Source organism: Streptomyces aurantiogriseus (genome assembly GCF_014649375.1).
GTDB classification, from domain to species: Bacteria; Actinomycetota; Actinomycetes; order Streptomycetales; family Streptomycetaceae; genus Streptomyces; species Streptomyces aurantiogriseus.
The window spans coordinates 634309-649692 of the sequence record NZ_BMSX01000003.1 but is presented as its reverse complement, the minus strand read 5'-3'; the positions used below and the strand labels follow the sequence as shown (position 1 = coordinate 649692).

At 72.1% G+C, this 15384-nt stretch carries 14 protein-coding genes; 7 read left to right on the top strand and 7 right to left on the bottom strand.

The genetic code is table 11. The annotated features are described in order from the left end of the window. Positions 1-167: 167 nt before the first annotated feature. From IE263_RS09530 to IE263_RS09520, 3 genes are all read right to left on the bottom strand, one after another. Positions 168-2021, bottom strand: a complete 1854-nt coding sequence (locus IE263_RS09530) for a DUF3492 domain-containing protein (RefSeq protein ID WP_189934273.1) — start codon at positions 2019-2021, stop codon at positions 168-170. A gap of 342 nt (positions 2022-2363) precedes the next feature. After that, complete coding sequence (locus IE263_RS09525) at positions 2364-3329, bottom strand: DUF3152 domain-containing protein (protein ID WP_373311920.1); 966 nt, start codon at positions 3327-3329, stop codon at positions 2364-2366. A gap of 425 nt (positions 3330-3754) precedes the next feature. Further along, positions 3755-4786, bottom strand: coding sequence for an alpha/beta fold hydrolase (locus tag IE263_RS09520; protein ID WP_189934269.1), 1032 nt, complete (start codon positions 4784-4786; stop codon positions 3755-3757). 198 nt (positions 4787-4984) lie between these two features. Between IE263_RS09520 and IE263_RS09515 the strand changes: the two genes are divergently transcribed. The 4 genes from IE263_RS09515 (at position 4985) to IE263_RS09500 (ending at position 6957) form a co-directional block, all read left to right on the top strand. Continuing rightward, positions 4985-5209, top strand: coding sequence for an Rv3202a family protein (locus IE263_RS09515; protein WP_189934267.1), 225 nt, complete (start codon positions 4985-4987; stop codon positions 5207-5209). 192 nt (positions 5210-5401) lie between these two features. Beyond that, the gene (locus IE263_RS09510) at positions 5402-6043 is read left to right on the top strand and encodes a TetR/AcrR family transcriptional regulator (RefSeq protein ID WP_189934265.1); all 642 of its coding nucleotides are present in this window, start codon (positions 5402-5404) and stop codon (positions 6041-6043) included. A gap of 147 nt (positions 6044-6190) precedes the next feature. Then, on the top strand, positions 6191-6418 hold the full coding sequence (locus tag IE263_RS09505; protein WP_189934263.1) for a DUF3107 domain-containing protein: 228 nt from the start codon (positions 6191-6193) through the stop codon (positions 6416-6418). 269 nt (positions 6419-6687) lie between these two features. Further along, positions 6688-6957: a hypothetical protein gene (locus IE263_RS09500; RefSeq protein ID WP_189934261.1), complete on the top strand. Its 270-nt coding sequence runs from the start codon at positions 6688-6690 to the stop codon at positions 6955-6957. Between the two features lie 247 nt (positions 6958-7204). Here the strand turns inward: IE263_RS09500 and IE263_RS09495 are convergent, their stop codons facing one another. Further along, on the bottom strand, positions 7205-7942 hold the full coding sequence (locus IE263_RS09495) for a ferritin-like fold-containing protein (protein WP_189934378.1): 738 nt from the start codon (positions 7940-7942) through the stop codon (positions 7205-7207). Positions 7943-8440: 498 nt separating this feature from the next. Here IE263_RS09495 and IE263_RS09490 point away from each other — a divergent pair, with 498 nt between their 5' ends. After that, the gene (locus IE263_RS09490) at positions 8441-11230 is read left to right on the top strand and encodes a DEAD/DEAH box helicase (RefSeq protein ID WP_189934259.1); all 2790 of its coding nucleotides are present in this window, start codon (positions 8441-8443) and stop codon (positions 11228-11230) included. Between the two features lie 196 nt (positions 11231-11426). Next, entirely contained in the window at positions 11427-12299 is an 873-nt protein-coding gene (locus IE263_RS09485) for an alpha/beta fold hydrolase (protein WP_189934257.1), read from the top strand. A 24-nt stretch (positions 12300-12323) separates the two neighbouring features. Here IE263_RS09485 and IE263_RS09480 read toward each other — a convergent pair whose 3' ends face one another. Then, complete coding sequence (locus tag IE263_RS09480; RefSeq protein WP_189934376.1) at positions 12324-13229, bottom strand: NYN domain-containing protein; 906 nt, start codon at positions 13227-13229, stop codon at positions 12324-12326. 217 nt (positions 13230-13446) lie between these two features. Here IE263_RS09480 and IE263_RS09475 point away from each other — a divergent pair, with 217 nt between their 5' ends. After that, complete coding sequence (locus IE263_RS09475; RefSeq protein ID WP_020136747.1) at positions 13447-13599, top strand: DUF8834 family protein; 153 nt, start codon at positions 13447-13449, stop codon at positions 13597-13599. A gap of 86 nt (positions 13600-13685) precedes the next feature. Here the strand turns inward: IE263_RS09475 and IE263_RS09470 are convergent, their stop codons facing one another. Both IE263_RS09470 and IE263_RS09465 read right to left on the bottom strand, forming a co-directional pair. Further along, the gene (locus IE263_RS09470; protein WP_189934255.1) at positions 13686-14291 is read right to left on the bottom strand and encodes a MarC family protein; all 606 of its coding nucleotides are present in this window, start codon (positions 14289-14291) and stop codon (positions 13686-13688) included. Between the two features lie 52 nt (positions 14292-14343). Then, positions 14344-15201: a PHP domain-containing protein gene (locus IE263_RS09465; protein ID WP_189934253.1), complete on the bottom strand. Its 858-nt coding sequence runs from the start codon at positions 15199-15201 to the stop codon at positions 14344-14346. Positions 15202-15384: the final 183 nt, after the last annotated feature.

The window sequence follows — 15384 nt, the reverse complement described above, 5'->3', positions numbered from 1 at the left end:
GTCACCGACACCCCGCTCCCCGCCCCCACCTGCAAACACGTCACCGACACCCCGCTCCCGGCTCTCCCCCGCCGCGCCTTCCTGCCCCGAGAGCCACCCCTCCGACCGCTCGTCCCAGGCCCCGGAGCTCCCCGGCGTCCCGGGCCGGTCCAGTTCACCCAGGCCGCTCATCGCGTCCCCTCCATGGCGGCGACCCGTGGGCCGGGCTGCACCGGAGAGATGCCGGGCACCATCGATGCCCCAGGCACCGCCGATGCGCCGGACACTGCCCCCGTCCCCCGCACTGGCGCGGGCTCCTCCCCCCGGCCGGCCCCGCGCACATCGCAGCCCCGCCTGTCGAGGCCGGTCCAGCGGTCCGGGAGCCACGCCTCCGCCGGGACGGCGAACGGCCGGGGTTCGCCTGCTTCGTCGAGGACGACCCGGCGGACCGGGCTGCGGGAGACGACCTCCAGGTAAATGCCGTGAAATGCCGCGACGTTCTGCTCGACCGTGAACAGTTCGAGGGCGCGTGCGCGGGCGGCCGCGCCCAGGCGCGCACGGCGCTCGGGGTCGCGCAACAGCGCCACGCACGCCTCCGCGAGTGCCCGCGGGTTGCGCGGTGGGACGACCAGCCCCGTACCGCCGATGACCTCGACCACCGCGCCAACGTCCGTGGACACGGTCGCGCGCCCGCAGAGCATCGCCTCGACCAGGCCGACGGGGAAGCCCTCGACGACGCTGGACAGGACGACGACGGCACCGGCCGCGTACGCCTCCGCGGGGCCGGGCACCTCCGGGCCGCCGATCTCCTCGAAGGAGACCGGGTTGTCGCCGACGGCGTGCGGCCCGTCCGCCTCATCCGGGAAGAGCTGCGCGGCCAGCACCCGGCAGTGGCCGAGGTACGCCTGCCCCTCGGGCCCGGCCGGCGCGCCGATGATCCGGAGTCGGGTGCCGGGCTCCTCCTTGCGGACCTCCGCGAAGGCGTGCAGCAGGGACACCAGGTCCTTCGCGGGTTCCACCCGGCCGGCCCAGACCAGCGTGCGCGGGTCGGCGGTGTCCGGGGAGTCGCCGACCTCGGCGAAGCGGGAGGCGTCCATGCCCGGGTAGACGGTGCGCAGTTTGGCGCGGTCGGCGCCGCACCGCTCCTGCCAGCGGCGGGCGTGCGCGTTCCCGGGCGTGACGCACGCGGCTCGCCGGTACACCTCGGCGGCGAGCCGCCCGTGGAACGCGGCGAGCAACGCCCGTACGGCGGGGGCCGGTTCCGAGATCGAGGAAGCGGACGAGGAGGACGACGACGAAGCCGAGGGAGCCGCCCCGGCCCCGGAGCTCAAATAGTGCGTCCGCAACCGCACCCCGTACTCCGTCACCACCAAGGGCACCCCGAAGAAGTGCCGCGCCAGCAGCCCCGGCAGGGCGGCCGCACCCCCCGACGCCGCATGACACAGGTCGACCGAGCCCAGTGCATCGGCCCCGCCGTCCCCACCCTCCTCGTACCAGTCGAGCGAGAGGGGGCGCAGAAGCCGTTCCAGATGCGCGGTCACGGCGAGCAGGTCGGGGACGCGCGCCTCACGCGCCGTACGCAGTGCGCCGGGCGCACCACAGGCGCGCTCCAGGGCGCGCACGGCGCCTTCCGAGCGGAGCGCCCCCACCAGTCCGCCCTCGCCACGCGCGAGTTCCGCGAGCCCGTACAGCGCGTTGCCGAAACGGTCCGCCTGAGCAGCGGAACGCTCCTCCGAGGCGTCGCCGGAGGCCCCCTCGCACAGGACGGCCACCAACTCGCCGTAGCACTCGGCGAAGCGCCGGCGCGCGCGCCGCCCGAACGCGACCCCGTCGCTCTCGGCCTTCCACAGGGGCGCTGTCCGCACCTGGCGGACCTGCGGCGGCAGTGCGACCCGGCCCGCGGCCTCCTGGTGCTCGCTGCGGCTGAGCGCGTAGAGGTCGAACTCGTGCTGCCCCAGCCTGTGCACGAGCCGGTCGCACCAGAGTCCGGCGTCACCGCTCACATACGGATAGCCACCCTCCGTAAGCAGTCCGATGCGCACGTGTGCACCCCCGATCTCCCGTTTGGGGAGCCACCGTTGACCCGGCGGCTCGCAGCGGGAAGACGGTATGCGGACAGGACGGTGGCGCGACGGACGGTTGTCCGCAGCGCCACCAAAAGGGGTGAACGGTCGTAACTTTCCTGTGCGGGTCGCGTTCCGTCGCGCTAAGAGATCACTCGATCGCGAAACGTTACGTCACGGACGTCATCCGGCGGCCGCCCGCCCCGACGTCGGTCGTCGGCATCCCGCGCCCCGGAACGACCGGTTTGCGCAGGAGAGGAGATGAGAGAGCTCGCGACGCACGCGCCTGAGGGCGGGCGTCGGCGACAGTTGAGCCACTTGTCAGCTCTTGGGATACGGCCAGGGGTTGGGCAGACAGCGGATCCCGTCATACTCCAGGAACTTCGTCTGCTGCTGCATGACCGGGGCGAGGTCACCGTTCTTGTCGCAGGTCACATGCGGGTAGCCGAGCCGGTGGCCGACCTCGTGGTTGATGAGCATCTGCCGGTAGGCGTACATCTTGTCACCGTAGGTCTTCGACCCCTGCGCCCACCGGTACGCGTTGATCATCACGCGCTCGGTGGCGTCCGAGTTACAGGAAACGTTGTCCACGGTGGTATCCAGACCGGATTTCGCGCACCAGTCGGCGGTGGTGCCGGGGCTGGCGAGCGTGATGACGAAGTCGGGCTTCCCCGAGTAGATCCGCTCGAAGGTCCGCGCGCCGCTGTGGGCCCAACTGCGGTCGTCGTTCAGCGTCTTCTGCACGGCCTGCGCGAAGAGTTCGGCGTCGAGCCCCAGCCCCTGTTCCACGTCCACCCGGTAGGTGTACTTCTGCCCCTTGCCGGGCGCCTTGTCGATGCCGGGCACCGCGTCGAACTTCCCCGGCCCTTTGAGCGTGGCACTGAGCGCGTATTTCGCGCCCATCTTCTGCTCGTACGTCAGCGGCGCCACGTCGGCGGACGGCGACGGGCTCGGCCGGTCGTCCCCGCGCGTGGCGGAGTCGCGGGCGTCGCGGGCGGCTTGGTCCGTCGTGGACTGCGACTGGACGTCCCCGTCCCGTGTGTCGGTGACCTGCCCGGCCACCACCACGGCCAGCACGGTGGTGACGGCGGCGGCCGCGATCCCGGTGAACGTCCGCCCTTTGGCGCCCTTGGCGGCCACGGGTTCGCCGGTGGGCGGTGCGTCGTCGTCGACGTCGGCCGGGGCGGCCCCCCGCGGGGCCGGGTCCCAGTCGGTGACGGAGGCGTACGGGTCGTAGGCATTGTCCGCGGACGCGGCGACGGACGCGGGCCGACGGCGTGCGAACACGTCGTCCTCCTCGGCGAAGGCGTCGAGGTACTCCTTGCGTGGACCCCCGGTACCCGCCGGCCTCTGACGGGGAATCAGGGGTCCGGCACCGCTCTGCGTCCGCCCCCTCAACTCCCCCCACCCGCCCCCGCTTTCACGCTGCTCGGGATGACCGCCACGGACCTGCGGGAAGCCGTGAGCGGGAGTTCCGTCGGGCAACCTGGGCGCGCCGTGGGCAGGAGTGCCGTCGGGAAGCCGGGGGAAGCCATGCGCAGGGGTCCCGTCGGGAAGCCGGGGCACCCCACGAACCGGCGTACCGCCCGCAGGCCGGCCCGCGCCCTGGACACGACCACCCCGCGCGTCCCCCTGGGAGGCGTTCCCGGAACTGCCCTTCGATGCGCCCTTGGGCGCTGATCCCCGTCGACTGTGGCGTCCCACGACCCCCCTCAGCTCCCCGCACCCGCGGACCGGCCGGTCCGCTCGGACAACGCGCCGGAGACCGCGCCGGTTCCCGGCTCCGCCGCCGAACTTGTCTCCGCCAGCAGCTCCTTGAACGCCGTGGCGACCGTCTCCGGATACTCCATCATCGCCACGTGCCCCGCGTTGGGCAGCGTGAGCAGACGGCAGTCACGGAAGCTGCGCGCGGCCTTCTGGGCCATGCGGAAGCCGACGAGCTGGTCACGGCCGCCGTAGATGAGGAGCGTCGGGGCGAGGACGCGCTCGGCCTGGCGCCACAGTCCGTGCTGGCCGCCCAGCGTGTACGCGTTGACGAGCCCGCGCGCGGACCGCGTCATCGCGTCCCAGAAGTACGGCAGCTGCAGCCGTCGCTCCATTTCCTCCACCGCGTGACGGAACGCCTCCGGCGTGACCCGCCCGGGGTCGCCGTAGCACAGGGCCATGACCCCGCGGACCCGGTGTTCGGCCGTCCACTCACGGGTGAACCGGCTGAAGAGCGCGGCCACGCCGGGCATGCCGAGCAGGCCCGTGGGCACCGCGGTGCGCTGGACGCGCAGCTCCGGCAGGGCGGGCGAGACGAGCGTGAGCGTGCGGACGAGGTCGGGCCGGACCGCGGCGACGCGCGTGGACACGGCGCCGCCGAGGGAGTTGCCGAAGAGGTGGACGGGTCCGCGTTCCTGCGCGTCGAGGTAGCGGATCACGGCACGCGCGTGTGCCGTGATGGAGTAGTTGCCGTCGTCCGGCGGCGGGGAGTCGCCGAAGCCGGGCAGATCGACGGCCTCACTCTCGACGACCCCGTCGAGCAGCGCCATCATCGCGGACCAGTTCTGTGAGGAACCGCCGAGCCCGTGCACGTACAGCGCGGGTTCGAGTCCCGCGCGCGCGGGTGGCCTGGAGCGGATCGTCAGGCTGACGCCCGGCAGTCCGACCGATCGGAGTCGCTCGCCCTCGGCGACCCGGACGGAAGCCGCCTTCGGCAGCACACTGGTGGGCGGCACGGACGGCAACTCGGTCGAAGACATGCCCGCAATGTTACGAGACGATCACGCCCCGGCCCGTGTGTTCGCCGTCACAGACGGCGGACCATGCGTCGTACAGATAGGGGCGCGATTCCTGGGCACATCGCATAGCGTCCGCAAAGGGTGTCTCCTAGGCTCGTACAGAGGGCACCCGCGTGTGGCCCCTGCATCCCAGGGACGTTCGTAGGAAGGGAGCCCACCATGGCCATCGACCCCACCGATCCCGAGACGTTCGCGGACGAGGACGACAGCGGCGCCGCGGAGTTCGACGTCGAGGCCCCGGAGAACGATGCCGCCGAACAGCACGCGGACGTCACACCGGAGCACGACGACCCCCTGGAGGGCGTCGACCCCGCCCGGGCGAACGAGGCCGACCTTGTCGAACAGGCCCGCGTCGTCTCGCTCGACGAGGACGACTACCGCTGACGGCCGGCATCGTGCGCTGAGCTGGAGCGGGGCCGCATTATGCCCACAACGCCCCGGTTTGAAACCTTCCGCACCGCTTTTGTCATCGTCCGGTCCGTGAAATTCTGCGCTCTCACCGCGCACAGCACGGTTACCGAAAAGTACGATGGCGGCGCGGCGGCACACCGCAAGAGGACGACTTTGGGAGGCGGCGTGACAGCCATCGAGCAAACTGAGGCAGCGCGCCCGCGAGGCACGCGCCTGCCGCGCCGTGCCCGACGGAACCAGCTGCTGGGCGCCGCCCAGGAAGTCTTCGTCGCACAGGGCTACCACGCGGCCGCGATGGACGACATCGCCGAGCGGGCCGGCGTCAGCAAGCCGGTGCTCTACCAGCACTTCCCGGGCAAGCTCGACCTCTACCTCGCCCTGCTGGACCAGCACTGCGAGTCCCTCATCCAGGCGGTGCGGGGCGCGCTGGCGTCGACGACCGACAACAAGCAGCGCGTCCGCGCGACGATGGACGCCTACTTCGCCTACGTCGAGGACGACGGCGGCGCCTTCCGCCTGGTCTTCGAGTCGGACCTGACGAACGAGCCCGCGGTGCGCGAGCGCGTCGACAAGGTCACCAACGAGTGCGCCGAGGCGATCTGTGACGTGATCGCCGAGGACACGGGCCTCTCGCGCGCGGAGTCGATGCTGCTGGCCTCCGGCCTCGGCGGCCTCGCCCAGGTGGTGGCCCGTTCCTGGCTGCACAGCGACCGCAGCGTCCCGCGCGACGAGGCGGTGCAGCTGCTGGCCTCCCTGGCCTGGCGAGGCATCGCCGGATTCCCGCTGCACGGCACCGAGCAGCACTGAGCGCCGCACCCGCCTCGGCCGTTTGTTCCCGTCCGCTGTTCGCTCCTGGCGTGGACGGCCGCGCCGTGTCCGTCCCCTCACCGGGCTAATGTGTGCAGCGTACGGCGCGGACGCCCGCGCACCCATGACCGTCGGAGGGACATAGCCGTGGAGGTCAAGATCGGCGTGCAGCACGCGCCCCGCGAGATCGTTCTGGAGAGCGGTCAGAGCCCCGAGGAGGTCGAGCGGGTAGTGGCCGAGGCACTGGCCGGGAAGTCGCAGCTGCTCAGCCTCGAGGACCAGCACGGCCGCAAGGTCCTGGTCCCGGCCGACCGCCTGGCCTACGTCGAGCTGGGCGAGCCGGCCCCGCGCAAGGTGGGCTTCGGCGCGCTGTAGGTGCACGCACGCGAGAGGGGCCCGGCGGCCGGACAGGCTGCCGGGCCCCTCTCCTTTCCCGCCGTGGTTTTCCCGCTGCGATCTCCCCGGCTCCCCGCCGTGGCTTGCCCGCCGCGGTTCCCCCGACCGCCGTTTCCGGCCCCGGTTCCCGCCGGGATTTCTCCACAGACGGCGCACAACTCCCCCACGCGGGAGGATTGCCTTCCGCAGGTCACGGGTATGACGGGCTACGACCTTGGTGCACAGCCCGCCGTCTGGGAGGGACCCGCATGATCTTGGAAGCGCTCGGCTCCGCTGTGCTCGGTCTCGTGCTCGCGTGGGCGGCGGTCCATCGCCTGTCCCACCGACTGCCCGCACCCACCCTGGTGTTCGCGACAGGCCTTGCCGGAGCCCTGTTCGGTGACTTCGTCACCCACAGCGCGCTGGGCCCCGGCTCCGCACTGCTGAGCCTCCTGGGCGCGGCGATCATCTCCGCCGCGTCGCTCTCCTTGCTGCTGCGCCCCGCGGGCCGCCTCCGGCGACGATCAGCGCCGGCGTAGCGGCCGGCGCCGATAGCGCCCTCAGGGCCCGCCCAGCGGATCATGCCGCGGACGCAGGTCCTGGTACGTCTTCCTCCGCTTTGGCGTCCTACGAGGGCCCGGTTCCCCCGGCTGAACGCTCCCCCACGCCCGGACGACCTCGCGCGGGGGCACCCCCCTCGCCCCCGCTCTCCTGCGCCGATGGATGAGGCACCGTTGCTTCCGGCGACCCGATCAGCCGTGTGAACAACGCTGCGGGTCAATACGCCTAGGCCGCCAAGCCCAGCGCAGCCATCCGCTTGGTGTGGGCCTCGGTGATACGGGAGAACATCTTGCCGACCTCGGCGAGGTCGAAACCGTCCGCGACCCCGCCGACGAGCATCGTGGACAGCGCGTCGCGGTCCGCGACCACCCGCTGGGACTGCGAGAGGGCCTCGCCCATCAGCCGTCGTGCCCACAACGCGAGGCGTCCGCCCACACGCGGGTCGGCGTCGATGGCCGAGCGCACCCGGTCCACGGCGAAGCCGGCGTGACCGGTGTCGTCGAGCACGGCCAGCACCAGGGCGCGGGTGTCGGAGTCCAGGCGCACCGCGACCTCGCGGTAGAAGTCGCTGGCGATCGAGTCGCCGACGTACGCCTTGACGAGGCCCTCCAGCCAGTCCGAGGGGGCCGTCTGCTTGTGGAAGCCGTCGAGCGCGGCGACGAACGGCTCCATCGCGTGCGTCGGTTCCTCACCGATCTCCGTGAGCCGGTCGCGCAGCCGCTCGAAGTGGTGGAACTCGGCCGACGCCATCTTCGCCAGCTCCGCCTTGTCCTCCAGCGAGGGCGCCAGCTTGGCGTCCTCGGCGAGCCGTTCGAACGCCGCCAGCTCGCCGTACGCCAGAGCGCCGAGCAGATCCACGACCGCGGCACGGTACTGGGGATCGGCGGAGGCATGCGCCCAGTCCTGCGAGGCGATCCCGGCGGTGGCGTTCTCAGGCGTGTCAGAGGTCGTCATGAAGCGCACAATAGCCCGCTCGCCGCGCGACGGAAGTCCCTGGTCAATCTGTGTGGCCACGACGACGCGACGGACCGGGCGCGTCGGTGTGACAACCACAACGTGACCGAATCGGCCATCGCGTGTGCGCGATTCCGGGGTATGGTGGTAATGCGCCTGCCGAGTACTCGACGGGCCGCACGTATGAGGATGCCCGGTCGGTGGCCCGATCGGCTCCGACCCGACAGCCCTCCCTGACCGTACGGCACTGTGCGTACGGGGATCGGAGGGACACCTCAGCGGTTCGAAGGCTAGAGCGTCGGATGAGGTCCCGTGTCCTGACGGCTTGCCCGTGAGAGGCGGCCGACGTCCCCGGCACGGTCCGACACGACCCCCGCGCTCGCCTCGCACCGCGCACACAGAAGAGGCAGCACCCTGACTACGACGTTCCGAGAGCTCGGGATCCTTCCCGAGACCGCCGAGGCCCTGGAGGCCGTCGGCATCATCACCCCCTTCCCCATCCAGGAGATGACGCTCCCCGTGGCCCTGTCGGGCACGGACGTCATCGGCCAGGCCAAGACCGGCACCGGCAAGACGCTCGGCTTCGGCCTTCCGCTCCTCGAGCGCGTCACCGTCCCCGTCGACGTCGAGGCCGGCCGCGCCAAGCCCGAGGACCTCACCGACGCCCCGCAGGCGCTCGTCGTCGTCCCCACGCGCGAGCTGTGCACGCAGGTCACCAACGACCTGCTCACTGCGGGCAAGGTGCGCAACGTGCGCGTCACCGCGATCTACGGCGGTCGGGCCTACGAGCCCCAGGTCGAGGCCCTGAAGAAGGGCGTCGACGTGGTCGTCGGCACCCCGGGCCGCCTGCTGGACCTCGCGGGCCAGAAGAAGCTGAACCTGAAGCACGTCAAGTGCCTGGTCCTCGACGAGGCCGACGAGATGCTCGACCTGGGCTTCCTGCCCGACGTCGAGAAGATCATCGACATGCTGCCGGCGAAGCGCCAGACCATGCTGTTCTCGGCGACCATGCCGGGCGCGGTCATCGGCCTCGCGCGCCGCTACATGTCGCAGCCCACCCACATCCGTGCCACCGCGCCGGACGACGAGGGCGCGACCGTCGCGAACATCAAGCAGTTCGTCTACCGCGCGCACTCCATGGACAAGCCGGAGATGGTCGCCCGCATCCTGCAGGCCGACGGCCGCGGACTGGCGATGATCTTCTGCCGTACCAAGCGCACGGCCGCCGACATCGCCGAGCAGCTCCAGCGCCGCGGCTTCGCCTCCGGCGCGGTCCACGGCGACCTCGGGCAGGGCGCCCGCGAACAGGCGCTGCGCGCCTTCCGCAACGGCAAGGTCGACGTCCTCGTCTGCACCGACGTCGCCGCCCGCGGCATCGACGTCGAGGGCGTGACCCACGTCGTCAACTACCAGTCCCCCGAGGACGAGAAGACGTACCTGCACCGTGTCGGCCGTACGGGCCGCGCGGGCGCGAAGGGTACGGCGATCACGCTCGTCGACTGGGATGACATCCCGCGCTGGCAGCTGATCAACAAGGCGCTGGAGCTGGACTTCGCCGACCCGCCGGAGACGTACTCCACCTCCCCGCACCTCTTCGAGGACCTCGGCATCCCCGCCGGCACGAAGGGCGTCCTGCCGCGCTCGGAGCGCACGCGCGCCGGGCTCGACGCGGAGGAGCTGGAGGACCTGGGCGAGCCGGGCGGCCGCGGTGCACGCGGTCGCGGTGACCGCCGGGGCGGCCGGGACGAGTCCCGCTCCGCCGACCGCGAGCGCCCCGCCCGTACGCCGCGCAGCCGCCGTCGTACGCGGGGCGGGTCGCCGCTCGACGCCACGCCGGCGACCGAGGCCACGGCGCCCGCGACGGAGGAGTCGGCTTCGTCCCGCACACTGCGCCGTCGGCGCCGTACGCGGGGCGGGGCCGCGCAGGAGGCGGTCGCCGCCGCCCCCGCGACGGCCGTCGAGCCCACCGCCCCCGAGGCCGCTGAAGCGGCCGTGACGACGGCGGAGGGCCCGGCCGTCGACACTCCGGAGACCCCGACGAAGCCGCGCCGCCGCCGGACCCGCCGCGGCGCGGACGCCCCGGCGGAGACGGCTGCGGAGACTCCGGCCGCCGAGGCCGCCGTCGACACGGCCGAGACCGCGGAAGCCAAGCCGCGCCGCCGGACCCGCAAGGCCACGGCCCCCGCGGAAACCGTGGCCGACACGGTCGAGGCCGCGGAGACCGTGACGGAGGCCGCCGAGGCCAAGCCGCGTCGCACGCGCAAGGCCACGGCCCCCGCCGAGACGGCTGCGGAGACCCCCGCCGCCGAGGCCGCCGTCGACACCGCGGAGACCGCGGAAGCCAAGCCGCGCCGCCGGACCCGCAAGGCCACGGCCCCCGCGGAAACCGTGGCCGACACGGTCGAGGCCGCGGAGACCGTGACGGAGGCCGCCGAGGCCAAGCCGCGTCGCACGCGCAAGGCCACGGCCCCGGCCGCAGCCACGGTCGACACGGTCGAGGGCACGGAAGCCAAGCCGCGCCGCACCCGGAAGACGGCTGCCGCGACCGTCGAGGCTCCGGAGACGGCGTCGGACGCCACCGAGGTCAAGCCGCGTCGTACGCGCAAGGCGACGGCCCCGGCCGAAGCCGCCGTCGACACCGTCGAGGCCACGGAAGCCAAGCCGCGCCGCACCCGCAAGACCGCGGCCACCGCCGAGGCAGCCGTCGACACCGTCGAGGGCACGGAGACCAAGCCGCGCCGCACCCGCAAGGCCACCCAGCCGGCGGCAGCCACCACTGCCGACATCCCGGCCCAGGCCACGCAGGAACCCGACGTCAAGCCCCGCCGCACCCGCAAGACCGCAGCCGCGGCGGAAGGCACGGAAGCCAAGCCGCGTCGTACGCGCAAGGCCGCGGCCCCGGCCGCAGCCGCTGTCGACACCGTCGAGGCCGCGGAAGCCAAGCCGCGCCGCACCCGGAAGACGGCCGCCGCGACCGTCGAGGCTCCGGAGACGGCGTCGGACGCCACCGAGGTCAAGCCGCGTCGTACGCGCAAGGCGACGGCCCCGGCCGAAGCCGCCGTCGACACCGTCGAGGCCACGGAAGCCAAGCCCCGCCGCACCCGCAAGGCCACCCAGCCGGCGGCAGCCACCACTGCCGACATCCCGGCCCAGGCCACGCAGGAACCCGACGTCAAGCCCCGCCGCACCCGCAAGACCGCAGCCGCGGCGGAAGCGACGGCCGACGCGGTCGAGGCGAAGCCGAAGGTCCGGCGTACGCGCAAGGCGACGGCCGCCGCGGAGCCCGCGGACGGCTGATCGTCCGGGTCACCCGGGACTCCCGGATCGACACCCGGGACTCCCGGATCGGAACGGGTCGCCCGGGTCGCCCGGATCGCCCGGCAGGACAGCCCTACGGCCCCACGGCCCGGTCCCTCCCTCGGAGGGGCCGGGCCGTCGGCGTTCGGGGAGCCGCCTCTGCGTCTCTCCCGCGCCCTCCCGGTAGCCTCACCCCGTGACCACGCCGATCAACTTCACGCCGCCCCCCGGCGCCCGCGCCTACCCCCTGCGGACCGCGCGCGGCACGTTCGCCGTCGTCGACTCGCCCGTGGCCGCCGGTGTCGAACCGCGGGGCGTCGCGCTGCTGCTGCCCGGATTCACCGGGAGCAAGGAGGACTTCCACCTCCTGCACCAGCCCCTCGCGGTGCGCGGGTACCGGACCATCGCCGTGGACGGGCGCGGGCAGAACGAGTCGGACGGGCCCGCCGACGACGAATCCCCGTACGCGCAGGAGGAGTTGGCGCAGGACGTGCTCGCGCAGGCGGCCGCCTTCGACACGCCCGTGCATCTCGTCGGGCACTCCCTGGGCGGTCAGATCGCCCGGGCCGCGGTCCTCCTGGACCATTCCCCCTTCGTCTCGTTCACCCTGGTCGCCTCGGGTCCGGCCCAGATCTCCGTCTCCCAGCAGCAGCGTGTGAAGCTGCTGCACGACGCGCTCGCGGTGATGACGATGCCCGAGGTGTGGGAGGCCATCATGGCGATGGGCCCCCCGGAGGAGGTCGGCGGCCCCGCTCGCGGCTTCGGCGAGCTGCCCATGCTGCGCCTGCGCTGGGTGAACCACAAACCGGCGCAACTCCTCGCCACCGGCCGCCAGTTGCTCGTCGAGCCGAACCGGGTCGCCGAACTCGCCGCCGTCCCACTGCCGTTCCACGTCCTGTCGGGCGCCCGCGACGACACCTGGCCGGTGACCGTCCTGGACGACATGGCCGTACGACTCGGCGCGCACCGGACCGTCGTCCCCGGCGCCGAGCACTCCCCCAACCTGGACCGACCCCTGCCGACGGCTCACGCCCTGGCCGACTTCTGGGACAAGAACCCCCAGGCCTAGGACAGAGACGACCTGGACAGAGACCTAGTACTGCGCCTGCAGGTGTTCCCAGAACCCGTCCCGCAGCGCGCGTCTCAGGTCAGCCTGTCCGCGCAGGGAGTACTGCAGGATCCCCTCCGCCTCCACCAGCAGGTCCTGGTCGACGGAGCCGGGCAGGTACGGGTGGCCGGGCAGCAGCTCCACCAGGGACTCCCTGCCCCGCGCTGCCAGCCACTTCGCCGCGATCTGCGCGCCGACGAAGCGGACGTCCTCGCGGGTGGGCCGGGTGGCGCCGGCCGCCTCGTAGGCGGGGGCGGTGCGCCGTGAGACGTACGGCTTGAAGAAGTCGAGGTCGAGGGTGCGCTGGCTGTCGACCTCCCACAGCAGTGGCTCGGCCTGGTTGCGGCCCTCGGGGGCCTCGATGCCCCAGAGGTGGACGCGGGCGCCGTAGCCCTGAGCGGCCTCCACGGCCGATACCAGGTCCTCGTCACCCCCCAGCAACGCCGCGTCGCTGATGGCGCGGTGCCGGGCGAGGGACTCCAGGTCGCTGCGGATCAGGGAATCGACGCCCTTCTGCTGGTTGTTGGCGTTGAGATTGCCCAACCGGACCTTCACGTCCGGGAGTTCGGCGATGGACTGCTGCTCGGCGGTGTGGATGCGGCGCCGGGCGCCGTCGTACCAGTAGACGCGCAGCAGCCGGCTGTCCGCGAAGACCGTGCGGGCCCGGTCGATGAGCGCCTCGATCAGGCCCTCCGCGTCCAGGTCGAAGGCCCGGCGGTCCTCGGTCCCGGCGATCAGCCGCCCCGCGGCCGCGTACAGGTACCCCGCGTCGACGAAGATCGCATGGGTCGAGGGCGTCTTGGCCACCTCGGCGAGCATGCGCGTCAGCAGCTCGTTCGTGCGGTCGATGCGGGCGGCGAGGGCCGCGAGGTCGTCGTTCATCGCTTCCATTGTTCCGGCGGTCACGCTGCGAACACAACCGGTCCCGTTCGGTCCCGAGAAACCCGCTTACCTGTCAGTAATTAGATGTTCGAAAAATTTCCTTAGCGTAGGGAATGTTTGTAACAAGCACCGCGTTGAGTACGAACGGAACAGGGGGCACCGTCGTCCCGTGGGCCACTCACCAGTAGTTCTCCTTCAGGAGGATGACCAGACGAAGGGAGAAGCCATGCGCTTCGAAATCATGCGACTCGACGACGTCGACGGCACGCCCGTGGACAGCACCGTCGTGGACGCCGCCTCCGTCAACCGGATCGTTCAGCAGGCCGCCGCCATCGGGCAGCGGTTGTGGATCCGTCCGGCCGACACCACGGCCTCGTAACCCACGGGTCCTTACACACACTTCGGAGCCCCGTACGACATCACCCGGATGGCCGTACGGGGCTCCGCGCGTTCGCTGGCAGGGGCTCAGCTCCCCTGGATCACCTGCGTGACCCCGTTGATGATCTGCTGCACGGCGATCGCGGAGAGCATCATGCCCGCGAGCCGGGTCACCAGGACGACCCCGCCGTCCTTGATGACCCGGATGATCAGCAGCGAGTAGCGCATGACGAGCCACAGGACGACATGGATGGCGAGGATCGCCGTCCACACCGACACCTGCATGGCGGCACTGTCGGCCTTCTGCACGGCCAGGATGACGGACACGATCGCTCCCGGACCGGCCAGCAGCGGCATACCCAGCGGGACCAGGGCGACGTTGACGTCCTTGGTCTGCTTCGGCTCGTCGGTCTTGCCGGTGAGCAGGTCGAGCGCGATCAGCAGGAGCAGCAGCCCGCCCGCGATCATCAGCGCGGGCACGGACACATGCAGGTAGTTGAGGATCTGGTGCCCGAGCAGCCCGAAGACGGTGATCACACCGCCGGCCACGCAGACGGCCTGGAACGCCATCCGCTTCTGCACCTTGCCGGGGCGTCCGGCGGTCAGCGCGAGGAAGATCGGGGTGATCCCCGGGGGATCCATGATGACAAAAAGGGTGAGGAACAGGGAGCCGAAGACGGCAACGTCGAACATCAGTGCAGAGGCCTTGCGGGAAGAGGGTGAACGGGAAGTGCGGAGGTGAGGCTCAGGCCCCGCCGGTCCCCGGCACCGGGAAGGCCCCGGTGGCCCGCCGGGTGATCTCTCCGTACACCTCGGGGTCGGTCGTGTACTCGCCGAGCACACACGTCTTCCGGCTGCCGTGGTAGTCGCTGGACCCCGTCACCAGCAGCCCCAGCTCCTTGGCGAGCCCCCGCAGCCGCACGCGGGTGTCCGCGTCGTGGTCCATGTGGTCGACCTCGATGCCGTCGAGGCCGGCGGCCGCCAGTTCGGCGATCGCGGACTCCGGCACCGTACGCCCCCGCTTGCTCGCAGCCGGGTGCGCGAAGACGGTGACCCCGCCCGCGGCCTTGACCAGGCGGATCGCCTCGAAGGGGTCGGTCTCGTGCTTCTCGACGTAGGCCCGGCCGCCGTCGGCCAGCCAGTCCTGCGTGAACGCGTCGCTCACGGTCGGGACGACGCCCAGCTCCACCAGCGCGGTCGCGACGTGCGGCCGGCCGACGGACCCGTCACCGGCGATCCGCGCGACCTGCTCCCAGGTGACCGGCACGCCCAGGTCGTTGAGCTTGGCGATCATGCCCTTGGCCCGCGGCACCCGGTCGTCGCGCACCAGCTCGCGCTCGGCGAGCAGCGCGGGCTCCTCGGGGTCGAAGAGATAGGCCAGCATGTGCATGCTGATGCCGTCGATACGGCAGGACAGCTCGGCGCCGGTGACGAGGGTGAGCCCCCGTGGCAGCGCGGCGATCGCCTCGGCGTGGCCGCGGGTGGTGTCGTGGTCGGTGAGCGCGACGACGTCCAGCCCTGCCTCGGCCGCGTGACGGACCAGCTCGGCCGGGGTGTCCGTACCGTCGGAGGCCGTGGAGTGGCAGTGCAGATCGATGCGCACGGCGGGCTCCAGAGGGCGACGGGACGGAAGCGGACGCTCAAGGATAACCGGATTTCCGGACTCCCCTGTCACACCCGCACCGCCTGAGCGCCCCCTACAGTCGGCCTTGCAATCAAACCCCCGAAGGGGAGCGGGTCCGCCACATCACGCGACTCCGCCGCGTGGGCGCGATCGACTCACGAC